Source organism: Glutamicibacter sp. M10, from assembly GCF_025452055.1.
In the GTDB taxonomy this organism is placed as follows: Bacteria; Actinomycetota; Actinomycetes; order Actinomycetales; family Micrococcaceae; genus Glutamicibacter.
In genome coordinates this window covers 2,515,473-2,538,496 of sequence record NZ_CP104918.1, presented here as the reverse complement: position 1 = coordinate 2,538,496, position 23,024 = coordinate 2,515,473, and the positions used below count along the sequence as shown (strand labels likewise).

At 58.1% G+C, this 23,024-nt stretch carries 21 protein-coding genes, 1 tRNA gene and 2 pseudogenes; 18 read left to right on the top strand and 6 right to left on the bottom strand.

Annotated features, from left to right (window positions below; genetic code table 11):
• From N6V40_RS12520 to N6V40_RS12450, 15 genes and pseudogenes are all read left to right on the top strand, one after another.
• Window positions 1-243 carry an RNA-binding protein gene (locus tag N6V40_RS12520; RefSeq protein ID WP_262197855.1) on the top strand — a complete coding sequence of 81 codons (243 nt, stop codon included), beginning with the start codon at window positions 1-3 and terminating at the stop codon, window positions 241-243.
• Window positions 244-390: 147 nt separating this feature from the next.
• Window positions 391-960 carry a ribosome maturation factor RimM gene (gene rimM / locus N6V40_RS12515; RefSeq protein ID WP_131088079.1) on the top strand — a complete coding sequence of 190 codons (570 nt, stop codon included), beginning with the start codon at window positions 391-393 and terminating at the stop codon, window positions 958-960.
• Window positions 961-963: 3 nt separating this feature from the next.
• Window positions 964-1,820: pseudogene (gene trmD / locus N6V40_RS12510) on the top strand (tRNA (guanosine(37)-N1)-methyltransferase TrmD).
• 250 nt (window positions 1,821-2,070) lie between these two features.
• A complete protein-coding gene (rplS, locus tag N6V40_RS12505; RefSeq protein ID WP_131088081.1) occupies window positions 2,071-2,430 on the top strand; it encodes a 50S ribosomal protein L19 in 360 nt (119 codons plus the stop codon).
• The gene (lepB, locus tag N6V40_RS12500; protein WP_262197854.1) at window positions 2,408-3,091 is read left to right on the top strand and encodes a signal peptidase I; all 684 of its coding nucleotides are present in this window, start codon (window positions 2,408-2,410) and stop codon (window positions 3,089-3,091) included. The genes rplS and lepB (N6V40_RS12500) overlap by 23 nt, the downstream gene beginning before the upstream one ends.
• A 429-nt stretch (window positions 3,092-3,520) precedes the next feature.
• A complete protein-coding gene (locus N6V40_RS12495; RefSeq protein ID WP_262197852.1) occupies window positions 3,521-5,863 on the top strand; it encodes a S1 family peptidase in 2,343 nt (780 codons plus the stop codon).
• Between the two features lie 189 nt (window positions 5,864-6,052).
• Window positions 6,053-6,628, top strand: a complete 576-nt coding sequence (locus N6V40_RS12490; protein WP_262197851.1) for a hypothetical protein — start codon at window positions 6,053-6,055, stop codon at window positions 6,626-6,628.
• Window positions 6,629-6,835: 207 nt separating this feature from the next.
• The gene (gene lepB / locus N6V40_RS12485; protein ID WP_242632432.1) at window positions 6,836-7,540 is read left to right on the top strand and encodes a signal peptidase I; all 705 of its coding nucleotides are present in this window, start codon (window positions 6,836-6,838) and stop codon (window positions 7,538-7,540) included.
• 1 nt (window position 7,541) lies between these two features.
• On the top strand, window positions 7,542-8,279 hold the full coding sequence (locus N6V40_RS12480) for a ribonuclease HII (RefSeq protein ID WP_242632433.1): 738 nt from the start codon (window positions 7,542-7,544) through the stop codon (window positions 8,277-8,279).
• Window positions 8,279-8,599 (top strand): DUF2469 domain-containing protein, encoded by a 321-nt coding sequence (locus tag N6V40_RS12475; protein WP_131088087.1) that lies wholly within the window; start codon window positions 8,279-8,281, stop codon window positions 8,597-8,599. The genes N6V40_RS12480 and N6V40_RS12475 overlap by 1 nt, the downstream gene beginning before the upstream one ends.
• A gap of 120 nt (window positions 8,600-8,719) precedes the next feature.
• The gene (locus N6V40_RS12470) at window positions 8,720-9,082 is read left to right on the top strand and encodes a YraN family protein (RefSeq protein ID WP_131088088.1); all 363 of its coding nucleotides are present in this window, start codon (window positions 8,720-8,722) and stop codon (window positions 9,080-9,082) included.
• Window positions 9,079-10,638 carry a YifB family Mg chelatase-like AAA ATPase gene (locus tag N6V40_RS12465; protein WP_262197848.1) on the top strand — a complete coding sequence of 520 codons (1,560 nt, stop codon included), beginning with the start codon at window positions 9,079-9,081 and terminating at the stop codon, window positions 10,636-10,638. Before N6V40_RS12470 ends, N6V40_RS12465 begins: the two co-directional genes overlap by 4 nt.
• A 10-nt stretch (window positions 10,639-10,648) precedes the next feature.
• Complete coding sequence (gene dprA, locus N6V40_RS12460; protein WP_262197847.1) at window positions 10,649-11,893, top strand: DNA-processing protein DprA; 1,245 nt, start codon at window positions 10,649-10,651, stop codon at window positions 11,891-11,893.
• A gap of 19 nt (window positions 11,894-11,912) precedes the next feature.
• Window positions 11,913-12,941: a tyrosine recombinase XerC gene (locus N6V40_RS12455; protein WP_262197846.1), complete on the top strand. Its 1,029-nt coding sequence runs from the start codon at window positions 11,913-11,915 to the stop codon at window positions 12,939-12,941.
• A 142-nt stretch (window positions 12,942-13,083) separates the two neighbouring features.
• A complete protein-coding gene (locus N6V40_RS12450) occupies window positions 13,084-13,587 on the top strand; it encodes a DUF3145 domain-containing protein (RefSeq protein ID WP_131088091.1) in 504 nt (167 codons plus the stop codon).
• A 154-nt stretch (window positions 13,588-13,741) separates the two neighbouring features.
• Here N6V40_RS12450 and N6V40_RS12445 read toward each other — a convergent pair whose 3' ends face one another.
• The 6 genes and pseudogenes from N6V40_RS12445 to aceE all read right to left on the bottom strand — a co-directional run bounded on the left by N6V40_RS12445 (window position 13,742) and on the right by aceE (window position 21,558).
• Window positions 13,742-14,317, bottom strand: a complete 576-nt coding sequence (locus N6V40_RS12445) for a dihydrofolate reductase family protein (protein ID WP_262197845.1) — start codon at window positions 14,315-14,317, stop codon at window positions 13,742-13,744.
• 208 nt (window positions 14,318-14,525) lie between these two features.
• Window positions 14,526-15,773, bottom strand: coding sequence for a beta-ketoacyl-ACP synthase II (gene fabF, locus N6V40_RS12440; protein ID WP_131088093.1), 1,248 nt, complete (start codon window positions 15,771-15,773; stop codon window positions 14,526-14,528).
• 108 nt (window positions 15,774-15,881) lie between these two features.
• Complete coding sequence (locus tag N6V40_RS12435) at window positions 15,882-16,127, bottom strand: acyl carrier protein (protein ID WP_131088094.1); 246 nt, start codon at window positions 16,125-16,127, stop codon at window positions 15,882-15,884.
• A gap of 208 nt (window positions 16,128-16,335) precedes the next feature.
• On the bottom strand, window positions 16,336-17,259 hold the full coding sequence (locus N6V40_RS12430) for an ACP S-malonyltransferase (protein WP_262197844.1): 924 nt from the start codon (window positions 17,257-17,259) through the stop codon (window positions 16,336-16,338).
• 190 nt (window positions 17,260-17,449) lie between these two features.
• Window positions 17,450-18,655 (bottom strand): annotated as a pseudogene (locus N6V40_RS17735) (PucR family transcriptional regulator).
• A gap of 158 nt (window positions 18,656-18,813) precedes the next feature.
• Window positions 18,814-21,558, bottom strand: a complete 2,745-nt coding sequence (aceE, locus tag N6V40_RS12410; protein ID WP_131088097.1) for a pyruvate dehydrogenase (acetyl-transferring), homodimeric type — start codon at window positions 21,556-21,558, stop codon at window positions 18,814-18,816.
• A 404-nt stretch (window positions 21,559-21,962) separates the two neighbouring features.
• Between aceE and N6V40_RS12405 the strand changes: the two genes are divergently transcribed.
• From N6V40_RS12405 to N6V40_RS12395, 3 genes are all read left to right on the top strand, one after another.
• On the top strand, window positions 21,963-22,337 hold the full coding sequence (locus N6V40_RS12405) for a DUF3052 domain-containing protein (protein ID WP_131089758.1): 375 nt from the start codon (window positions 21,963-21,965) through the stop codon (window positions 22,335-22,337).
• Entirely contained in the window at window positions 22,337-22,786 is a 450-nt protein-coding gene (locus tag N6V40_RS12400; RefSeq protein WP_262197841.1) for a redoxin domain-containing protein, read from the top strand. Before N6V40_RS12405 ends, N6V40_RS12400 begins: the two co-directional genes overlap by 1 nt.
• A 119-nt stretch (window positions 22,787-22,905) precedes the next feature.
• Window positions 22,906-22,981 (top strand) — tRNA-Val (locus N6V40_RS12395).
• Window positions 22,982-23,024: the final 43 nt, after the last annotated feature.

Below are 23,024 nucleotides of genomic sequence, written 5' to 3'. Positions count from 1 at the left end.
GTGCTCGTTGATGCGCTCGACCATATGGTTCGCGGAATCGTTGAGGAACCGGAAGACGTCAAGGTTGACTTGAAGTCCACCCGCCGCGGCGATCTGCTCGAAGTACGGGTCAACCCTGAAGATCTCGGTCGTGTGATCGGACGTCAGGGACGTACCGCACGAGCACTGCGTACCGTCATGGCAGCGCTGGCCAAGGAATCGGTTCGTGTTGATGTTATCGACACCGACCGTCGCCGCGGCTAAGCAACTGCAGCTCAACTTCTAGTTGGCTTCATTTCGAAAGGAGTTTCCGTCCTACAAGTGACGGGAACTCCTTTCGTGTTTCACCCAGATATTGCACCCCACCTCCCGGCGTATCCCCGGATCACCACGCAGAAAGAGCAGCAGACTATGCGATTGCAGGTTGCCCGTATTGGTAAGCCCCACGGTATCCGTGGCGAAGTCACCGCCCAGGTCCAGACCGACAACCCCGAAGAGCGATTCACCCCTGGGGTGGAGATCATCGTGGTCGATGGCCCGGTCAAAACCCTCACGGTGAAAAACGCGCGCTGGAACAAGACCATTTTGCTGCTCTCCTTCCAGGAGATCTCCGACCGCAACCAGGCTGAAACCCTGCGCGGCGCACGACTGGAAATTGAAGTCTCGGACGTGCCAGAGGATGACTCCGATGAGTGGTACGAGCACGAGCTGCTGGACCTGAAGGTCATGCTCGATGGCCAGCAGGTTGGCGTGATCACCGGACTACGCACCAACCCTGCCCAGGACCTTTTGGTCTTTGAGGACAACGACGGACAGGAAATCTACCTGCCCTTCGTCGACGAGTTTGTCCCGGATGTCGATCCGGAAGCCGGCATCGTCGTGATCACCCCACCAGCGGGCCTGCTCACCCTCAATAGCGACGACGCGGACGACGAAGCGCAGCTCGACAACGAGAACTCCAGCGATCAGGAAGAGCGCTAAGCCATGCGTCTTGATGTCATCTCGATCTTCCCGGAGTACCTGCAGCCGCTTTCACTGTCGCTGATCGGCCGCGCCGCCCAAGACGGAATTTTGGACCTGAATCTCACCAACCTGCGTGACTTCACCGAGGATAAGCACCGCAAGGTGGACGACACTCCCTACGGTGGTGGCGCTGGCATGGTCATGATGCCCGAGCCATGGGGCCAGGCCCTTGATTCGGTACGCTCTGCTAACGCGCAAGGCCCCAAGCCAACGCTGATTGTTCCTTCGCCTGCCGGCGCGGTCTTCAACCAGCAGATGGCCTACGATCTGGCCGAAGAAGAGCACCTGGTCTTCGCCTGCGGCCGTTATGAAGGCATCGACGAACGTGTCATCGACTACGCGCACGAGAATTTTAATGTCATCCCGGTTTCCATCGGCGACTACGTGCTTAATGGGGAGAAGTAGCGGTCATGGTGATGGTTGAGGCCATCGCCCGCCTGATCCCGGGCGTGATCGGCAACCCTGAGTCGCTGGTCGAAGAATCCCACTCCGATGTGCTGCTGGAATACCCGGTCTACACCAAGCCGTCCTCATGGCGTGGCCGCGAGGTCCCCGAGGTTCTGCTCGGTGGCAATCACCAGCGTGTGGGTCGATTCCGTCGCGACGAACAGATTAAGCGCACCGCCGCCCGTCGCCCGGACTTGATCGAGCAGCTCGACGTGCAATCGCTGAACCGTCGCGACCGTGATGCCCTCTGGCACAACGGCTTTGCCGTAGTTGAAGGGACGATCACCCCTAAGTCGCAGCTGGAGTGGGCCACCGGCGCCGGCGCCGAAACCAGTCCGGCAACCGCACCAGATCCGGAATCGGCCAGCTAAGAGGTCAACATCACGACGGCTTAATTTCTGGCAGACTCGCTTCCGCTAGTTAGATACGGCATAATTGTTTCTTGGTGTGTTTTTGTCCGGCTCCTGCCGCAGGGGGACGACTGGATATGAAAGAACCACCGCACCGATTGCTAGAGCCAATCGGTGGTATACGTTCCGGGAGTTCGCAAAGCCGATGGCTAGCGAAGAGCCCCGCTACGAGGATTCGGTGACCTGCGGCATTGATCCTAGGAGATGCAACATGCATTTACTTGACTCTGTTGATTCAGCTTCGCTGCGTTCAGACATTCCAGCTTTCGGTGCCGGCGATACCTTGAAGGTACACGTCAACATCATCGAAGGTAAGAACTCGCGTGTCCAGGTATTCCAGGGCTACGTTGTAGGTCGTCACGGCGACGGCATTCGCGAAACCTTCACCGTTCGCAAGGTATCCTTCGGTACCGGTGTTGAGCGTACCTTCCCAGTTCACTCCCCAATCATCGACAAGATTGAGGTTGTAACCAAGGGCGACGTACGTCGTGCCAAGCTGTACTACATGCGCGATCGTCACGGTAAGGCTGCTCGCATCCGCGAGAAGCGTGACTTCAACGCAAAGAAGTAATCTGCGTTCTTCGATGAACCAGACTGCCCGCTCCGAGCGAGCAACTTTGAAGCGCCGGGCCTTTTCATGGGTCTGGCGCTTCGCTGTACTCGCCATCATTCTCGGCCTGCTCTCTACCATTATCTTCCGCGCGAGCGTGATTGACCTGTTTCATATCGACTCCAACTCGATGCAGTCCACCCTGAACCCTGGCCAAAGCATCGCCGTTGACCGCCGAGCTTACAAAGACACCGATCCGCAGCGCGGGGACGTGATCGTTTTTGACGGCCGCGGCTCATTCCTGCCCTATGCCAAGGCGAGTTTTGCCGACGATCTGCTCGGAGCACTGAGCCTGACGGGCACCGGCAGCAAGTACGTCAAGCGCGTCATTGGTATTGGCGGCGATACTATCGAGTGCAAAGGCACACCCTGCCAGCTCACCGTCAACGGTCAGCCCCTAGAAGAGCCCTACGTTTTTGACGGCGATGCACCAAGCGAGCAATCATTCTCGGTGAAGGTTCCTGAGGGCCGGCTCTGGGTGATGGGCGATCACCGCTCCGCCTCCAAAGACTCGCGCTCCCTGCTTGGTGCCAGCGGTGGTGGCATGATCAGCGTTGAGCGTGTAACCGGCAAAGCAACCAACATCGTGTGGCCGCTGGACCAGAAATCCCAGATCCAATAAATGGCCCGTGCGCAACTGCCACAACGGCTGCAAAGTAGCGTCAGATGACGAAATCCTCGACATCTGACGCTATTTTTTCGTTTCTCGTGTATTTTTTCGCAAGTTCCCAGACTCGACCGGGAATCTGTGTGTTTAGTATGGAATTTCTGCGACAGTACACAGGTTTCAATAAGCTGACTAGGCGCTAGAAAGAGTACTCCAATCTTAAACCAATTGAGTAACGGTGCGAGATGTGACCTAGTCGAAATTCGACAGCGCGCACTGACTAGGCGGTTTGCGTTTTGATGTTTATATTTTCGTTGGATTCCTTACTTGAAACCATACATTGCACCCGCTATTGTTTCATTTTGGTAACAACACCTGTGCTGAGGTGTGCCCGGAGGTATGGGCCGCGCTAGCACTCGCACCAAAAATGTGGGAGAAGCATTAATGCCAAATCCAAATAAAAAGACTGCGCAACGAGGTCTCGTTGCTGCAGCCGCTACCGCTCTGGTAGTTGGCAGTAGCTTCATGCCAGCCGTTGCGGCCCCGGAGGCGACTAGCTCGCCGTCGGCCCCTTCGAGCAGCTCGGCAACCCCTAGCGCGACGCCTAGCCAAAGTGCAGTGGACACGACCGGACTGCCTGAAGCTATCGAACGCGACCTAGGCAAAACCGTCGAGGAATACCTCGAAGAATCGAAGACCAGCGAAACCGCCGCAGCCCTTGCAAAGCAGCTGAAGGCCAAGGGTATCGAGTCCCGCACGTCCGTCAAGGACGGCAAGGCAAAGGTTGAGGTCAGTAAGAAGGACGCGACCGAGGCCAAGAAAATTGTCGAGGTTTCCCCTGCGGCTGTGTCTCTTGAAATCAACAAGAACAACCTGTCAACCGTTGAAGGCGTTTACGAGGAAATCGTTGACAACGTCGATAACTCGCAGCTAAGCCGACTGACCGCGATCGTCAATACGACCGTCAAGGGCAAGAACGTCGTGAAGATCATTGCTTCGGGTCCTGGCTCCATTGAGGGAACCAAGCGTAAGACTGTCACCAAGAAGAAGGCCGCTGCCGGCGAGCTTTCCTTGGAAGAATTTGCCGAACATGCAGCCGCTTCTGACGTTGTCTTCGCGCCATCTAAGAAAGATGGCAGTGGAGCTGCGAAGCAGGGCGCTACCGAAGATATTTACGGTGGTATGGGCTACGCCATCGGTCAGGGCGGACAGGAACCAGGCGCTCGTTGCTCGATCGGTTTCAACGCGTGGGACTCGACTGGTAAGGACGCAATCCTCAGCGCAGGTCACTGTACTGAAGATGGCTCCATGACCGACACCTATGTAATTGAAGCAGAAGCTCCAAACCAGTTCCTCGGATACTTTGCGGAACTTGGTAATTTTGGTTTCGCTCAGTTTGGTGGACCCGGCAACTCGGGTTACCCAACGGATGCAACATGGGATGACGTTGACACTGAAAACCCAGGCACTGATATCTCGGTTATCGAGGGTATCAACGCAGATCTGAACCTGAAGCCAGCTGTTTCGCAGTGGCCAGCAGGTGGAGACGAGCGCGATAAGGTCATCAACATTACCGGTGCCGCTTCCGGTGCCGTTGGCGCCAACGCTTGTTCCTCGGGTTCAACTACCGGTTGGGGCTGTTCGGAAATTACCGGCGAAGGCATCTTCTTCGTGCAGGGCAAAGACGGAACCTTGCGTGACGTTTGGGGCTACACCGCAAAGAACCCAGGCCAGCGTGTTTTGGACCAGGGTGACTCGGGTGGAGCCGTGCTGATTGGCACTAAGGCTATCGGCATCAACTCTGCCAATGGTGCCGGAACCGACGGTGTGGAAAACACCAGTGATGACATCGCTATGTACACCGGGCTGACTGATGCACTGAACCGCATTAGTGGAGTCAAGGGTTACACCGTCAAGAAATTCATCAACGCACCAACCCTGACCACCAAGAATGGTTCAGAGGTTGACGCTGGAGATTCGATTTCCGGCAACGTAGAGGGTGCAGGCTCCGGTACCAAGGTTGACGTTATCGTCGACGGCAAGGTTGTGGAGACCATAACCGTTGATGGCAATGGCAACTTCAAGTTCACCGCACCGGATAAGGCTGGCGCTTACGCCTTCACTTTGCAGGCACGCAATGGGTTCGACAAGTCGGCAACCACCAAGGGCAGCGTAGTAGTTGTTGTAGCTCCAACGCCTACTCCAACCCCAACGCCTACCCCGACTCCAACGCCTACCCCGACTCCAACGCCTACCCCGACTCCAACGCCTACCCCGACTCCAACCCCAACTCCTACTGAGGAGCCTTCCGAGACCCCTACCGAGGAGCCTTCCGAGACTCCAACTGAGGAGCCTTCCGAGACTCCTACTGAGGAACCATCGGAAACTCCAACTGAGGAGCCTTCGGAGACTCCTACTGAGGAACCATCGGAAACTCCAACTGAGGAGCCTTCCGAGACCCCTACCGAGGAGCCTTCCGAGACCCCTACCGAGGAGCCTTCCGAGACTCCAACTGAGGAGCCTTCGGAGACTCCTACTGAGGAGCCTTCGGAGACTCCTACTGAGGAGCCTTCCGAGACTCCAACTGAAGAGTCGAGCGAAGCTCCACAGGATGAGACCTCCGATGAGCCAACCAACTCGGCTACTCCAAAGGAAACTCCTAAGAACGACGATCCTTTGGCAGACACCGGTTCGGCTAGCGCTCCTTTGATCGCTGCAGGTGGCGCACTGGCTCTGGTCGGCGCAATGTTCCTGCTGTTCCGTCGCGGCAACCGTCGTCACGGCTAAGCAACACACGGTCCAGCAATGAACCGCTAAGAGGTTCTAGCAACCGCTAAAAATGTCCCGCTACTTCATCATTGGTAGCGGGACATTTTTAGTAGGCACACATGTGCTTCACCGAATGCTTTACGAAAGGCGCGTTAGCCTGAATTCTAGGTAGGCTGTGGCAACGCAAAAAATACTGAGGTGGAAATAATGAATTTCAACGCCAAAACATCCCGCACCCCATTAGCTCTGGCGTCGACGGCGCTCATGGCCAGCCTGCTGCTGTCGGGCTGTGGCCAAGAAGCGGAACCGGGCACCAAAGAGTCAGCAAGCACGCACTCAGCCCACCCTTCCGAAGAATCGAGCGAGAACACCGTGGACCAAACTGCACTATTGGACACCAACGAGAAGCTCTCGAAGGAATTGGGCGAGGACTACGTGCAGGGCTGGATCAAGGACGGCAAGCTGCACGTGTCTACCACCAATGAATCGAAGACCATCATCATTGAAGATGCTGGGGCGATCGGTCATGTAGTGAAGTTCAGCAACAAAGAGCTACGTGCGGCCATCGGCAAGATCATGAGCTGGCAATCCAAGCAGGAGACCCCGATCAGTTCCTCGATCCACGCCTACTCGCTGAACCCGGAAACCGGCGGCCTCACGCTCTCAGTGGATAGCAACCAGATCGACGCGCTTCAAACACTGATCAAGACCGAGAAGCCGATCGGCGAGATTCCGGTGGACTTAGAACCTAGCGGCGGCATCGGCTCACCGGCGAGCAACTAACCACCACCAACCAACTACCACCATCCCGTCAGGGTGCGCACAGTGGCTGGTCCGAAAATTCGGGCCGGCCATTAGCGCGCCCAGCGGCGGGTAATTAACCGGTCGCCAGGCGCATCCCAAGGATCCGCACCACCCAATGACCGATTGAACAACTTGGGGCACGTAAGATGGGGGTGTTACGCGATAATGGAAGGTACAAATCGAACTGTGAGCGCCGCCCCAGCTGAAAATTCCCACGAATCGGGACCGCTATACAAAATATGGCGCTTTGTTCGCGAGATCGTCATCATCGTTGTCATCGCGTTGGTGCTCTCCTTCGCGATCAAGACCTTCTTCTTCCGCGCGTACTACATTCCTTCGGGATCCATGGAAAGCACCTTGGAAATCAACGACCGAATCTTCGCCAACTTGATGGTTCCCGGTCCCTTTGAGCTGAACCGCGGCGACGTGGTCGTCTTCCGTGATGATCTGGGCTGGCTGCCGCCCCTAGAGCAATCGCCCACCGCCTTTGAAAACGTGCTCTCCTTTGTCGGAATCCTGCCCGCAGCCGACGAGCAGTACCTGGTCAAGCGCATCATCGGCATGCCGGGGGACACCGTCTCCTACTCGCAGAGTGACGGCAAATTGAAGATCAACGGCGAAGAAATCGACGAGCCATATGTGTACCAGGGCAACAAGCCCTCAGATATGGAATTCTCGGTCACCGTGCCACAAGGCAAGATCTGGGTCATGGGCGATCACCGTGCAGCCAGCGCCGATTCACGCTTCCACACCGACATCCAGGGCGGATTTGTGGACCTAAACTCCGTGCAGGGTCGCGCGTCGATCATTTCCTGGCCAGCCTCGCGATGGGGCACCGTGGATTCCCACGATGAGGTCTTCTCCAACGTTCCCGAGCCGGCAGCCAACTAACGTGCCAGCAACTAAAATTTCGGCCAAAAACCAGCCCACCACCCTCGATCATGAACGTGCCTTAGCCGCGACGCAGCAGGTGCGCTTCATTGGCGCGGTGGATGAGGTGGGTCGTGGGGCCTTGGCCGGTCCCATCACCGTGGGCATGACCGTGATCGACATTCAGTCGGTCAGCGAGTTCCCACAACTACGCGACTCCAAACTTTTGCGTCCCGAAACCAGGGTTGATTTGGTGCCGCAGGTTCGTCAATGGGCGGTGGCCTACGGTGTGGGGCACAGCTCGGCCCAAGAAATTGATGAGCTTGGTGTCACCGCAGCCCTGCGTCTTGCCGGCTCCCGCGCCGCGGCGCAGTGCTGTGTCGCACCCGAGGCGATCTTGCTTGATGGTAGTTACGACTGGTTGACCGCCCCGGAGCCGGACCTCTTTGACCTATTGGCCGATGATCGAGAACCGGTGGGTTTACACCTGCCGGTGCGAACCATCATCAAGGGCGATATGACCTGCCAAGCGATCGCCGGGGCTTCCATTCTGGCCAAGGTTGAACGAGATGCGATCATGGTCGACCTGGCCTCAAGCTACCCGAGCTTCGGCTGGGAAATTAATAAGGGCTACGCCACGGCTGCGCATCGTGCGGCGATCGTGGATCAGGGCCCGTGCGACTACCACCGCAAAAGCTGGAACTTGACTTCAGGGGCCAACACAGCCCAAGGTGAAGCCACAACAAAGAAAGCAAAGTGATGGCTGGCGACGACCTGGAAAATTACGAGTCCGATATGGAACTACAGCTGTACCGCGAGTACAAAACCGTGGTGGGGCTCTTTAATTATGTGGTTGAAACCGAACGGCGTTTTTACCTGGCCAATCAGGTTGACGTGAAAACGCTGAGCAATGCCGGCGAGGTCTACTTCGAGCTGAACCTCATCGACGCCTGGGTCTGGGACATCTATCGGCAGGGCCGCTTTGTTAAAGCCGTGAAGGTACTGACCTTTAAGGACGTCAACGTCGAGGAACTGAACCGCGACGAACTGCAGATCCCCAAAGAGGGCATCGACTCCTAACCACTCGCTGCGCTTTATTCCCCACCGCAGTAATCCACAACCGGCCACAACACCGCACCATGGCGTGCTGATCAAGCCCAGGATGTTCCTTACAGATAGTTTGAACATCCAGGAGCGATCATGTGCACTGCTGCACAGCGCTTGGGGGCGGCCGGGGAACAAGCCGCCGCCGAGTACCTAAGCCACAACGACTATGAGATTCTCGACCGCAACTGGCGATGCTCGGCCGGTGAGCTTGACGCGGTAGCCCGAGCCGGAAACGGGCAGATCGTGGCCATCGAGGTCAAAACTCGCTCCAGCCAGCGCTTCGGCACCGGCTTTGACGCGATCAACGCGCAAAAGTATCGCCGGCTGCACAAATTACTGATCCTCTGGGCCCAAGCGCACGCAATGTTCATCGCCCAACCGCGCATCGACATCGTTGAAGTCTATCCCTCGGGCGACCAATACCTCTTTGACCTGCACCAATCGGTGCAACCATGAGTACCGCCCGAACTACCGCGGTGGCCATCCACGGGGTCAACGTGTCGTTGATCGAGGTGGAGGCCGATCTTGGCAACGGCATCCCCGGGTTCATCATCCTCGGCCTGCCTGACGCCTCGCTCAACGAGGCACGCGAACGCATCAAGGCCGCAGCCCGCAATACCGGGATCCCTCTGGCTAACCGAAAACTCACGGTGAACCTCACCCCGGCCACCCTGCCCAAATATGGTTCCGGTTTTGACTTAGCGATCCTTACCGCTGCGTTGGCCGCGGATCAACAGCTAGTCACCAGCCCCAACACGCTCTACCTCGCCGAGCTGGGTCTGGATGGCACGTTGCGCCCGGTGCCCGGGGTGCTGCCGGCGGTACAACTGGCCAAAGAACATGGACTCGGCCGGGTGATTGTGGCTGAAGCCAACGCCCACGAAGCCAGGCTCGTTGCGGGCATGGAAATCTTTTCCGCCCACCACCTCGGCCAGGTTCTTGAATACTGTGGGGCACCGCGAGAACTACTGAGCACCTATCTGCACCATCCACGCGCGGATCAAGTAACTGCCGGAACACAGAACGCCATCACACCGGCGGCCAGTGAAGAGGCGGATCTGCAACTAGTCAACGGGCAGCACGAAGCCAGGCTGGCCTTAGAACTAGCGGCGGCCGGGGGACATCACCTGATCATGGTGGGGCCCGCCGGTGCCGGCAAAACGATGCTCGCCAAGTGCCTGCCAACCATCATGGCGCCCCTTGACGATCAGCAAGCCCTAGAGGCCACCGCCGTCCACTCGATCACGCACGGTGCGTTGAGCGAAATGACCCAACTGCAACGCACCCCGCCGTTTATCGCCCCGCACCACACCGCCTCGTTATCCGCGTTGATCGGCGGTGGAACCTCCCAATTGATTCCCGGCGCCATCACTCGGGCGCATCAAGGTGTGCTGTTTCTCGACGAAGCCGCCCAGTTTAATTCTGGTGTGCTCGACGCGTTGCGCCAACCCATCGAGGAGGGCTACATCAACCTTGCGCGCGCTAAAGGGCACCAACGACTGCCTGCCCGCTTCCAGCTGTTGCTCGCTTCCAACCCGTGCCCCTGTGGACGCAACTTTGGCACCGGCACCGGTTGTACCTGCACTCCGATGGCTCGCCGCCGATACTTCGCCCGTCTTTCCGGGCCGATCCTTGACCGCGTAGACCTACAAGTGCGGGTTAACCCGGTGCCCCAAGCTCAGCTACTGCAAAACGCCCCGAACGAGTCCAGTGAAAAAGTGCGCGATCGAGTGCTGGCCACCCGCGAGCGTAGCCAAGGCAGGCTGAAAACCTTTGGCGTGAGTTGCAACGCGCAAATCCCCACTCGGGTACTGCGCCAAGAATTGCGCTACCCGGCGAAAACCCAAGTGGCCCTCGAACAGCTGGCCACCCGGCGTGGTCTATCGGCTCGCGGCATCCATCGCCTACTGCGCGTGGCGTGGACGGTTGCCGATCAGCAACAGCATGACGCACCCACCCAAGACGACTTAGCCATTGCCGCGCATCTGCGCCAAAGCCTAGAAAACAGTTAGGAACCACCCGATGCAACGCAACCAGAACGTCGAACTTCTCACCACCAATACCAGCGCGCAGCGGCTGGTCATCGCCCACCTCAACCAGCTCATCGAACCCAACGACTTCACCGCCACCGCATTACTGGAGCTAATGTCGCCGTCCGAACTACTCACGCTGATTCAGCGTCAGGACTTTGTGCCGCAGGGACTCAAAGCTCAGGTAGATCAGATCCTCGGGTTTAAACCTTCCTCGAATATGGCCCAAGATCTCAAAGTTGCCCTGACTCGTTGGCGCAAGCGACTTTCCCTGAGTAACCCGCAGGCGGTCCTAGACATGGCGGCGCGCCATGGTGGCGGACTCCTACTGAACACCGATCCCGGCTGGCCTAGCCAGGTTGATGAGCTGAACCTCGGTAGACCACTGTGCCTGTGGTGGCGAGCGAACAATCCCGAGTTGCTGAGCGGCCAACAGCTGTCGCGCAACGTCGCAATTGTCGGCTCACGCGATGCCAGTGACTATGGCGACCAGGTGACTTTTGATCTGGGGCGCACCCTTGCGTTGCGTGGCTACACCGTGGTTTCGGGCGGTGCCTATGGCATCGATGCCAGCGCTCATCGCGCCGCCCTGAGTGTGGATCAATGGGAGCACCCCAACCCTGCGACCATTTCGGTGATGGCAGGAGGGATCGACCGGCTCTATCCCTCGGGAAACAGCAACCTACTCAACCAGGTGATCGCTCGTGGAGTCCTGCTTTCAGAGGTGCCTCCGGGAACCACCTCGGCTCGATTCAGGTTCCTGAACCGTAACCGTTTGATCGCGGCACTGAGTCGACTCGTGATTGTCACCGAAGCCAGGCATCGCTCCGGAGCACTGAACACGGCAAGCCATGCGGTAGAGCTCAGTCGCGATGTGGCAGCCGTCCCCGGTAGCGTTTTTGCACCAAATTCGGCTGGCTGCCATCGGCTGATTTCTGAAGGCAGCGCCCTGTTGCTCACTAGTCCGCAGGATGCCCTGCGGCTTGTTGGTGCGGAAAGTGTCGCACAACCGGTGCAGGAGCAGTTGAGCATTGAACGTCCCACGGATCGGCTGGGTCGGGATGAAGGCATGGTATATGACTGCATGTCCTTCGCCCGCGGCCTTGTCATCGACGAGATCTCGGCTCGAAGCGGGGTCCCGCTGATTCAAACCTTGCAAGCGGTGGGCCAGCTTGAAGCACTGGGCATGGCGAGCACCGATGGTAGGACGTGGAAGTTGGTTCGTCCGGCCGCCTGAGCAGACTCAGGTAAGCTCGGTGGTGATGAAGCATGATCCTTCCACCACCGCACCAACGGGCCTGTCTGCGAAATTTGCCGAGCCTGTGGCCGATTATTTGGAATATCTGCAACACGAACGAGGACGCAGCGAGAATACCCTGCGCGCCTACGACGTTGACCTGCGAAACTTGGGGCAGTTCCTCAAGGACCGCGCGCAAGATCCGGGCCTGAAACAGATTTCGGTTGAGATGCTGCGCGATTGGCTCGCGTTGCTCCACGAGTCGCAGATTTCGCGCACCACTTTGGCACGGCGTATCTCCGCGGTGAAAAACTTCTTCGCTTGGGCGCTCAAACATGACCTCGTTGATACCGACCCGGCGCTGCGTTTGGCCGCTCCGAAAAAGGAACGTCGCTTACCGCATGTGCTTCAGCCAAGCCAGATCGATCGACTGTTGTCTTCCGAGCCTTCCGATCCCTCCGCGACCGCCGCGCAGGCTGAACCACCATCCGGTGATTCCGAAACAAGTGCCGAGGCGAAGCCTGATGATGCCAAAGCGAGGGCGGTCAAATCCCGGGACAAGGTGATTGCTGAATTGCTCTACGCCTCAGGGCTACGCATTAGTGAGCTTGTTGCGTTGGATGTTGCCGACATTGATTTTGAACGTCGAACCCTGAAGGTTCTCGGTAAGGGTAACAAGGAGCGGATGGTTCCTTTTGGCAAGCCAGCAGAGCGGGTCATCATTGACTGGATCAGGTCTCACCGTCGGGTTTTAGCCGTCGAACAGGCCGAGGATGCGCTCCTGGTGGGAGTCCGTGGGGCCCGGCTCAACGTGCGGCAAGCTCGTGAAGTGATAGCTACCGCCCTTCGGTCGTTGGGGGACACCTCGGCTAGTGGGCCGCACGCCCTGCGACATACTGTGGCCACACATCTATTGGACGGCGGTGCTGATTTGCGCGCAGTTCAGGAGTTCCTTGGTCACGCATCCTTGGCCACCACCCAGCTCTATACCCATGTTTCGGTGGAACGATTGCGGCAAAGTTACCGCCAAGCACACCCTCGGGCATGATTATTTGCTAGTTATCTGGGAAAAGTGACGTACCGGGTGGCGAAAAGTGCCCTTCATCGGGCAAAATAGAAGTATCGGCGGCAAAAGCACGTGTTCGATGTTGACGTAGGGGAAGACGATCAACACCGCAACGGAGGATGGCATGTCTGCACCGATGACCAGAGGCGTGATTTTTGTACATTCCGCCCCTGCAGCGCTGTGCCCACATCTGGAATGGGCAATTGGGTCTGTGCTTGGGACGCCAGTCAAGATGGACTGGACGGAACAGCAGGTAGCACCCGGTTTTTGTCGCGCCGAAATCCAGTGGGTAGGCCCTCAAGGTACCGGCGCTCTGCTCACCAGCGAAATGCATGGTTGGCAGCACCTACGCTTTGAAATCACCGAAGACCCGAGCCCCGGCGCCGATGGCAGCCGTTGGTCAGTCACCCCGGATCTGGGAATCTTCCATGCCACTATCGATGTTGCAGGCAACATCATGGTCAGCGAAGAGCGCATCCGTTGGGCCTATGAAAAGGGCGAAGGCAATCCTTCGATCTTCTACCAAGAGATGTCCGTGGCCCTAGGCGAAGCCTGGGACGAAGAACTCGAACCATTCCGCCATGCTGGGGACGAAGCTCCAGTTCGATGGCTTAACCAGGTGGTATAACAACTGGTTAATTAGTCTCTGGGTGAGTTTTCGACTGCATCCAGTTGAGCCCGGGTGGTGCGGGGTTGTTACCAAAAGAAGTAGGACCCAATACTAAATTGGGTCCTACTTCTGGCTTTTGCGCTAAATTTGCTCGCGCTAACCCCCGCAGCTCCTACCGAACAACATCAAATACGTTTTTCTGGACCCCGTTGGGGTAAGCCTGCGAGTCAACCAGCTTCAGCTTCTGTGCGTCCAAAGATTCCTGGCTAAAGAGCCGCTTGCCTTCGCCCAAGAGCACCGGGAACACCAAAAGGTTGTACCGGTCGATCAGGTGATGCTCCTGAAGTGAACGGACCAGCGTGGCCGAACCGTGAATGCTAATCGGCCCGCCCTCACCGGCACGCAAACGTGCAACATCAGCCACCGATCGCAAGATGGTGGTCTCACCCCAGTTCTGTATAAGATCCTTGTCATCAAGCGTGGTGGAAAGTACGTACTTGGGCATAGCGTTGTACAGCGGAAATTGGTCGTCCATGCTCGGCCACACCGGAGCAAATGCCTGGTAGCTGACTCGACCGAGCAGCATGGCGGTTGCCTCGCCCTGTTCGGTACCCTTGAGCTCGTAGGCGGCCGGATCGAACGCAACACTATTCATGCTCCAGCCCGTATTGCGGTAGTCAGCTTCACCGCCAGGGGCTTCAACAACACCGTCGAGGGAAATGAATGAAGTGGCGATCAGCTGACGCATAACGGTTGCTCCTTGGCTGGTAGTCAGTGTCGCGACGCGCAAAATGACCTGCAGGTTAGTTGCGCGGTCGCGAACGAAGAGAAATCAGGGTTAGACAAAGGTTAGCACCTGAAATATCGGGGTGAGCCGGGACAAGAGAGCAAAAATGGGCTGGCTCCGGAAATAAATTCCTGGAGCCAGCCCAAATGTGTTTAGCCGGAGAGAACTACTAGACGCTACGGATTGCTACAACGGCGTTGTGGCCACCGAACCCGAAGGAGTTGTTCAGTGCGACGATGGTGCCCTCGGCCCGAAGAGCCTGAGGAGCGCCGGTCACAACCTTCAGCGGGATCGCTGGATCCTGGTTGTCCAAGTTGATCGTCACCGGGGTGGTGCGGTGGTACACGGCCAGTGCGCAGAGCACGGACTCCACTGCACCGGAAGCACCGAGCAGGTGACCCATCTGGGACTTGGTTGCCGAAACCCAAACGTTTTCGAGCTGATCGCCCAATGCATTCTTCAAGGCGGTGTACTCAGGAGCGTCGCCCACCGGAGTGGAGGTGGCGTGTGCGTTTACGTGCACCACGTCCTCTGGCTGAATGCGGCCGTCGTACATCGCTGCCTTCAGCGCACGAGTTGCACCGGAACCCTCTGGATCCGGTGCGGTGATGTGGTGCGCGTCCGAGGTGACCGAGGAACCTGCAAGCTCGGCGTAGATGCGTGCGCCACGAGCCAGGGCGTGCTCTTCGGATTCGAGCACCAGGGCGCCGGCACCTTCACCCATCACAAAGCCGTCACGGTCCACGTCGTACGGACGCGAAGCCTTGGTTGGATCATCGTTGCGGCGCGAGAGAGCGTGCATGGAGGCAAAAGCAGCCATTGGCATTGGGTGGATGGCAGCTTCAGCGCCACCAACCATCACAACATCAGCCTTGCCCGAGCGGATCAGTTCCAGGCCAACGTGCATAGCCTCGGTACCCGAAGCGCAAGCCGACACGGGGGTGTGAGCTCCACCAGCGGCGCCCAGATCCAGCGAGACCGCTGCGGCTGGGCCGTTAGGCATCAGCATTGGTACGGTCATCGGCAGCACACGACGCGGGCCCTTTTCGCGCAGGGTGTCCCAAGCGTTGAGCAAGGTCCAGACGCCGCCGATGCCGGTAGCAAATGCCACGGCCAGCTTGTTCTGATCGATCTCTTCCTTGTTCAGGCCAGAGTCGGCCCATGCTTCACGCGAGGCGATGACAGCGAACTGGGTCGAAGGGTCCATGCGCTTGGTTTCGGGGCGGCTGAGGACCTCGGCTGGCTGTACGGAAGCACGCGCTGCGAAGGTGACCGGCAGGTCGTATTCCTTCACCCAATCATCCTCTAGGGTTGCGGCGCCGGAGACGCCCTTCAAAGCATTCTCCCAGAGGGTGGGGACGTCCCCGCCGATTGGGGTGGTGGCTCCGAGACCGGTGATCACTACTTTGCGCGCCATCATCAAACTCTCTACTGTGCGATTAAGAAATTTAGGGGGCCGGCTTTACGTACCGGCCGATGTGCACGGCGTACCCATGCAACGGTGGTGGCGATAAACGCCGAAGGCTTAGGCCTGTGCGCCGGCGATGAAGCTAACTGCGTCGCCTACGGTCTTCAGGTTCTTGACTTCTTCGTCCGGAATCTTAACGTCGAACTTCTCTTCGGCCTCTACGACGATGGTCATCATCGAGATCGAGTCGATGTCCAGGTCCTCGGTGAAGGACTTGTCCAGCTGCACGTCTGCTTCGTCCAGGCCGGTCTCGGAGTTGACGATTTCGGCGAGGCCCGCCAGGATTTCTTCGTTGCTAGCCATGGATGGCTCCTTTTCTTCAGTGACCGGAGGGCTCCGGTGTTCGTAGTGGCCGATCCGCTCCTGTTACCAGGATGCTTCACGAGCCGGTTTGCTAAAACCGTGGTGCATCAAATGCTCCGCAGTTTCATCGCTTTAAAGCTTAGGTCAGAGATGAGCCTGCCTGCCGCATCATTGCGGGTAAGGCGCACAAATCTTTGAGTTCGCGTAGCTAGTTGCTGGTGTGCTCGGCGATGAAGGCTTGGGCGGCCTCTAGATCAGCCGGGGTCTTCACCGCGAGAGTCTTTACACCCTTCAGGCCACGGCGGGCCAAGCCCACCAAGGTACCTGCAGGGGCTAATTCCAGCACACCGGTCACGCCAGCTGCTGCCAGGGTCTCCATGCACAAATCCCAACGAACCGGGCGCGAAACCTGGGCGACCAAAGAATCCAAGTTGGCCGATCCATCGGCGACCGGCTGCCCGTCGAAGTTGGAGAGCAACGTGGAGGCTGGATCCTTTGGGGTGATGGTCCCGGCCAGTTCTGCCAAGGTGCCTACCGCTGGTTGCATGTGCGCGGTGTGGAATGCGCCGGCAACCTTGAGTGGGATCACGCGAGCCTTGGCTGGTGGGTTTTCGCCCAGCGCTGCCAGCTGCTCTAGCGTGCCAGCGGCCACGATCTGTCCGCCACCATTGGCATTAGCCGGGGTGAGCCCAAAGCTCTCCAGTGCGGCCAGGACCTCGTCTGGATCTCCGCCAAGCACGGCGGCCATGCCGGTCGGGGTAGCCGCAGCAGCCTGCGCCATGGCGTTGGCGCGAACCTTCACAAAGTTCATCGCGTCGGCCTCATCAAGCGCACCGGCCAGAGCCGAAGCGGTGATCTCGCCAACCGAGTGACCGGCAACAATCACGCCTGCTGGCAGGCTGTCGCCAAACAGTGCACGAGCGGTCACCAAGCCGGCGGCCACAATCAGCGGCTGCGCGACGGCGGTGTCCTTGATGGTCTCTTCGTCGGAGACGGTGCCGTGGGCGGTGAGGTCGCGCTCGGTGATCTGACTCAGGGTAGCCAAGTGATCGGCTACACCTTCAACTTCGAGCCATTCGGCGAGGAAACCTGGGGTCTGGGAGCCCTGTCCGGGGCAAACGATTGCTAACACTCTTACAGCTTTCCAAATTTTAGGAGCTTTTGGCGCTTCATTTGCACACCAAGCTCATGGGAAGTGTTTGTAGGAACTCTACAAAAGCTTATCTTATGGTCGAGCAAAGTTCCCAAGTAATGCGCCATACGCGCAGAAACTAGTGTTCTGCGTCTCGTAGGTTCTTTGGGTGAAGCCTACAAGTTGACGCCTACAAGTTAACTTCGTGAAGTCGGCCGTAGAGCAGGGCCGATTGCAGCACAAAGGCATCGCGAGGGACCAATGGGTCCCAGCCGGTGACTTCGGTGACACGCTTGAGCCGGTAGCGCACCGTATTGGCGTGTACAAAAAGTTCGCGAGCGGTGCCTTCCAAGGAGTGGCCCAGGGCCAGATAGCTGGAGAGCGTTTCGAGCAACCCATTGGAGGCCTGCTGCAAGGGCTGGTAGACCTGTTCGATCAGCGCGGTGCGGGCCAGCTCGTCGCCATTGGCTGCGCGTTCTGGCCACAAATCGTCGGTGCTCACCGGGTTGGGTGCCTGCGGCCAGGCGCGGGCTGCGGCATATCCGGCCACCGCGGCCACCGCGGCATGGTGCATCTCTTTGACTGCCGGGGCCAAGGGGAGTAGACCAGTGGGCCGTGGCCAAAAAGCGGGTGAAGCGGGAGAGATCGACGTCCTCAAAATTGGTGTCGGAGAGCATTAATACCGAGCGATCCCCGAGCACCCCGATTAATGAGTCCCGGGAGTAGCGGGTGGCCACCCGGCGCAGGGTGGCGACGAAAGTTGCTGAGTTGGAGGACGGGGTGGTGCCCACCAAAATGCGAATGTTTTTTTGTGACTTCCAGCCGATGGCGGCAATGCGCGAGGCTAGCGAGTCATGGGGTTCACCGTGCAGCACCGCGTCAACCACGTGCGCTTCCAGCCGGGAGTCCCAGGCACCACGGGTTTCGGCTGCCCGCGCGTAAACTTCCGCAGCGGCAAAGGCGACCTCTCGCGAGTAGCGCAGCACCGCTTCACGCAGCGCCCCTTGTTCGGCCTCGGTGGCAATATCTGGAACCTGGGATTCGACCACGTCCACGATGGTGCGCAGTAGACCCAGTGCTTTTTGCAGCGAGATCGAACGGGTCAGTTCAGTGGGGGCGGCACCAAAAACGTCGGTGACCACCCAGGCCGGCGAGGACGTGGGATCCTCATACCAGGAGACAAAGGTGGAGATTCCTTTTGGGCGATCAGCCCCAGCGCGGCGCGTTCGTTGGGCTCCAGCGAGCGATACCACGGTAGCTGCTGATCCAGATATTTCAGCGCCGTGGTGGACAGAACCCCGATGTGGCTTTGGAGCCGTTTCAGCGTTTGGGCGCTGGGAGGCTGCTGGTGGCTGCTTCGGTTTTTCGACGCGGCGGCATCGAGTTCGGGACTCATACTTTAAGCTTAGTGACTTTTGTACAGGGATGTGAATGTGGCGGCGGATTTTTGGCTGAGGTGCTTAACCCCGGGATGTTAAGCGGCCAGCCCCGCTACGAAGAAAATCGTAGCGGGGCTGGGAGAAACCCGGGCACTGGGTGCCACAAGTGCGAGACTTACGCGTCGCCACCTGCATTGCCGGACTTGCCGGCATTTGGGTTGTTCAGATCGTACTTGGCGTGCGCCTTCACTGCGGTGTCCGCAGGGATTTCGCCACGCTCAACCAGCGACTGCAAGGTCTGGACGACCAGCGAGTGAGCGTCGATCTTGAAGAAGCGACGAGCTGCTGCACGGGTGTCTGAGAAACCGAATCCGTCGGCGCCTAAGGTGTGGAATTCACCTGGAACGTACGGGCGGATCTGCTCAGGCACTGCGCGCATGTAGTCGGTGGTCGCGATGACTGGGCCCGGGGTGGACTCCAGCTTGCTGGTCACGTACGGGGTACGGCGAGCCTTGGAAGGATCGATGAGTACCTCGGCGTCGGCGTTCATGCCGTCGCGAGCCAGCTCGTTCCACGAGGTGACCGACCAAACATCGGCAGATACACCCCACTCGTCGGCCAGGATCTGCTGAGCTTCCAGGGCCCAAGGCACGGCCACGCCGGAGGCCAGCAGCTGTGCGCGTGGGCCGTCGGTGGTAGCTTCCTTGAGCAAGTGGATACCCTTGATGATGCCCTCGGTGTCAACGTTTTCCGGCTCAGCTGGCTGGCTGATTGGCTCGTTGTACACGGTCAGGTAGTACATCACGTTTGGATCCTGGTGGGTTCCGCCATACATACGATCCAGGCCGGAGCGCATGATGTGCCCGATCTCGTAACCGTAGGCAGGATCGTAGGTGATCACTGCTGGGTTGGTCGAGGCCAGGATTGGCGAGTGACCGTCGGCGTGCTGCAGGCCTTCACCGGTTAGCGTGGTCCGGCCGGCGGTAGCGCCGATGATGAAACCACGGGTCATCTGGTCGCCGGCAGCCCAGAACTGGTCACCGGTGCGCTGGAAGCCGAACATCGAGTAGAACACGTAGATCGGGATCAGCGGTTCGTCGTGGGTCGAGTAGCTGGTACCGGCAGCGGTGAATGCTGCGACGGCGCCGGCCTCGTTGATGCCCGGGTGGATCAGCTGGCCCTGAGGGGACTCCTTGTAGGCCAAGACGAGGTCGCGGTCTACGGATAGGTAGTTCTGACCTGCTGGGTTGTAGATCTTTGCGGTCGGGAAGAACGAGTCCATACCGAAGGTGCGCGATTCGTCGGGGACGATCGGCACAATGCGGTGACCAAATTCCTTGTCGCGCATCAGGTCCTTGAGCAAACGAACAAAGGCCATGGTGGTGGCTGCCTGCTGCTTGCCCGAGCCACGCTTGGCGATGGCGTAAGCCTTGTCGCCTGGCAGTGGAAGCTTAACCGAGGTCTCCTTGCGGCGGCTTGGTACCGCACCGCCCAGAGCCGAACGACGCTCCATCAGGTACTTGTACTCATCCGAGTCCTCGGATGGGCGGTAGTACGGTGGCGAGTACAGGTCGGCTTCGAGCTGCTCGTCGGTGATTGGGATGCGCAGGTGATCGCGGAAGCCCTTGAGGTCTTCCATGGTCAGCTTCTTCATCTGGTGGGTCGCGTTGCGAGCCTCGAAGTGCGAACCCAGCCCGTAGCCCTTGACCGTCTTGGCCAGGATCACAGTTGGCTTGCCCTTGAACTCTACGGCTGCCTTATAGGCGGCGTAGACCTTGTGGTAGTCGTGGCCACCGCGCTTGAGGTTCCAGATCTCATCGTCACTCATGTCGGCAACCAATTCCTTGGTTTCCGGACGCTGACCGAAGAAGTGCTCACGCACGAAGGCGCCGGACTCAGCCTTGTAGGTCTGGTAGTCGCCATCTGGGGTCTGGTTCATGATGTCGACCAAGGCGTTGGACTTGTCGGCTTCGAGCAGTGCATCCCACTCGCGGCCCCAAGTTACCTTGATAACGTTCCAACCGGCACCGCGGAAGAAGGCTTCAAGTTCCTGCATGATCTTGCCGTTACCGCGAACCGGCCCGTCAAGGCGCTGCAGGTTGCAGTTAATGACGAAGTTCAGGTTGTCCAACTTTTCGTTGGCTGCAAGCTGAAGGAAACCGCGGGATTCTGGCTCGTCCATTTCGCCGTCGCCAAGGAAGGCCCAGACCTGCTGGTCGGAGGTGTCCTTGATGCCGCGGTTCTGCAGGTAGCGGTTCAGCTGTGCCTGGTAGATCGCGTTAGCTGGGCCAATACCCATGGACACGGTCGGGAATTCCCAGAAGTCTGGAAGCGAGCGTGGGTGTGGGTAGGAAGGTAGCGCGTGGCCTTCCTTGGAGTGTTCCTGACGGAAGCCGTCCATGTCCTCTTCGGACAAGCGGCCTTCGACGAAGGCGCGAGCGTACATACCAGGGGAAGCGTGGCCCTGGAAGAAGACCTGATCGCCGCCACCTGGGTGGTTCTTGCCGCGGAAGAAGTGGTTGAAGCCCACTTCGTACAGGGTGGCTGCACCAGCGTAGGTGGAGATGTGTCCGCCAACGCCGATTGCTGGGTTCTGAGCGCGGTGCACCATGATGGCGGCATTCCAACGCATAAAGGCGCGGTAGCGGCGTTCGATGGCTTCGTCGCCCGGGAATTCTGGTTCCTGATCTACAGGAATAGTGTTCACGTAGTCGGTGGTGGTCACATGGGGCACGCCCACGGACTTGGCACCTGCACGCTGCAGCAGCGAGCGGATAATGAACTGAGCACGCTCGGTGCCCTGGGACTCTACGAGAGAGTCAAATGAGTCCATCCATTCCTGAGTTTCCTCAGGATCCTGATCTGAAAGCTGGTAAGTCAACCCGCTACGGATCTGGGAGATGTGTTCCTCTACAGCCACGGAAGCTCCTTGATTGAATTGCGGCTCCGCTACGTTGCAGTTTTGCACTGCGATGCAACGGTATTGGGACAACGGGTGCAGTAACACTGGAGTGATGTGCACTGTCGGTTCATATGCAACTCTAGTGTCAATTGCCGGTGCGTGGGGTCATGATTACGAGCGAAAATCCGCTTAAGTATGACTTTTAAAGTGACTTGAGCAATATCGTATAGGTGCTATTGCTCCAATGACCCTGTCGGTATGATGTGGACCACCGGATCGTGGGTTATATTTGTTCGGCGTGTTATTGCCTTAGCGCTTGAATGGAACGAGAAAACCGTGTTTCGTTGGTAGTAACGCTTTGCACCAGCAGGAGGAATGAAGTGAGCGACGCCGTATCGGCAAACTTGGAGTCCGCTAAAAAGATGGGCTTCGTAAATGACAACCTTATTCAGGAACTGGGTTACGACGATGACGTAGATTACGATCTGCGTGACTCGATCGAGGAACTGATTGGTTCAGAACTGCTCACCGAAGAGGATCATGACGTTGTCGACGCAGTTATCTTCTGGTGGCGCGATGGCGACGGAGATCTAGTTGACGCATTGATGGACGCGCTCAACTGCTTGGACGAAACCGGCATCGTTTGGTTACTGACACCTAAGCAGGGCCGCGACGGACATGTGTCCCCAGCACTAATTCAGCAGGAGGCGCCTAGCGCTGGCCTGCATGTGACTACCAGTGAAGGTGTTTCGGAGGACTGGTCTGCAGTTCGCCTCGCCCCACGTAAGAAGAACTAATGATTCAAACAGGTTCGCGCCTGTTCGATTTCTCGCTATCAAATCAATATGGTGAGACGATTACCAGCACCGATCTGTCAAAGGGTCGTGTGCTGGTTGTCTTTTATCCTTGGGCATTTTCGCGAGTTTGCGGTTCAGAGCTGGCGGCATTTCAAGAAGAACAGCAATACTTCACCGATCACCAGGTGCGGGTGGTTGGCATTTCGGTCGACCATAAATTCACGCTGCGCAACTACGCTGAATCCCTTGGGATCCAGTTTGATCTCCTTGCTGACTTTTGGCCTCATGGTCAGGTGGCATTGAAGGCTGGCGCCTTCGACGAAAATGTTGGCGTTGCCACTAGGGTCTCACTGTGGGTAGTTGACGGGATTGTGCAAGAAGTTTTCAGCAGTTCGATGACTGCACCTCGAAGTATGGATGACTACCAATCCGCTATTGAGGCCCGGTAACTCACGGGAAATGGCATAGTGTGTGCCAGTTCACAAGAAATACCGGTCTCTCGATTTGCGAGAACCAAAATATCTATGTAAAGTTATTCCTCGTTGGCTTGCAAAAGCGAACATGGTTAGGGCCTTTAGCTCAGCTGGTAGAGCGTCACGTTTACACCGTGAATGTCATCGGTTCGATCCCGGTAGGGCCCACCAAATAAAAATCCTCGATCCACATGGATCGAGGATTTTTTGTTTC

Bases quoted from the DNA above. Each gene is read 5' to 3' on its own strand.
- rimM (WP_131088079.1), top strand. From the start codon at position 391: ATGCGATTGCAGGTTGCCCGTATTGGTAAGCCCCACGGTATCCGTGGC.
- rplS (WP_131088081.1), top strand. From the start codon at position 2,071: ATGCATTTACTTGACTCTGTTGATTCAGCTTCGCTGCGTTCAGACATT.
- N6V40_RS12495 (WP_262197852.1), top strand. From the start codon at position 3,521: ATGCCAAATCCAAATAAAAAGACTGCGCAACGAGGTCTCGTTGCTGCA.
- N6V40_RS12490 (WP_262197851.1), top strand. From the start codon at position 6,053: ATGAATTTCAACGCCAAAACATCCCGCACCCCATTAGCTCTGGCGTCG.
- N6V40_RS12475 (WP_131088087.1), top strand. From the start codon at position 8,279: ATGGCTGGCGACGACCTGGAAAATTACGAGTCCGATATGGAACTACAG.
- N6V40_RS12470 (WP_131088088.1), top strand. From the start codon at position 8,720: ATGTGCACTGCTGCACAGCGCTTGGGGGCGGCCGGGGAACAAGCCGCC.
- N6V40_RS12465 (WP_262197848.1), top strand. From the start codon at position 9,079: ATGAGTACCGCCCGAACTACCGCGGTGGCCATCCACGGGGTCAACGTG.
- dprA (WP_262197847.1), top strand. From the start codon at position 10,649: ATGCAACGCAACCAGAACGTCGAACTTCTCACCACCAATACCAGCGCG.
- N6V40_RS12450 (WP_131088091.1), top strand. From the start codon at position 13,084: ATGTCTGCACCGATGACCAGAGGCGTGATTTTTGTACATTCCGCCCCT.
- N6V40_RS12445 (WP_262197845.1), bottom strand. From the start codon at position 14,317: ATGCGTCAGCTGATCGCCACTTCATTCATTTCCCTCGACGGTGTTGTT.
- fabF (WP_131088093.1), bottom strand. From the start codon at position 15,773: ATGGCGCGCAAAGTAGTGATCACCGGTCTCGGAGCCACCACCCCAATC.
- N6V40_RS12435 (WP_131088094.1), bottom strand. From the start codon at position 16,127: ATGGCTAGCAACGAAGAAATCCTGGCGGGCCTCGCCGAAATCGTCAAC.
- N6V40_RS12405 (WP_131089758.1), top strand. From the start codon at position 21,963: ATGGGCTTCGTAAATGACAACCTTATTCAGGAACTGGGTTACGACGAT.
- N6V40_RS12400 (WP_262197841.1), top strand. From the start codon at position 22,337: ATGATTCAAACAGGTTCGCGCCTGTTCGATTTCTCGCTATCAAATCAA.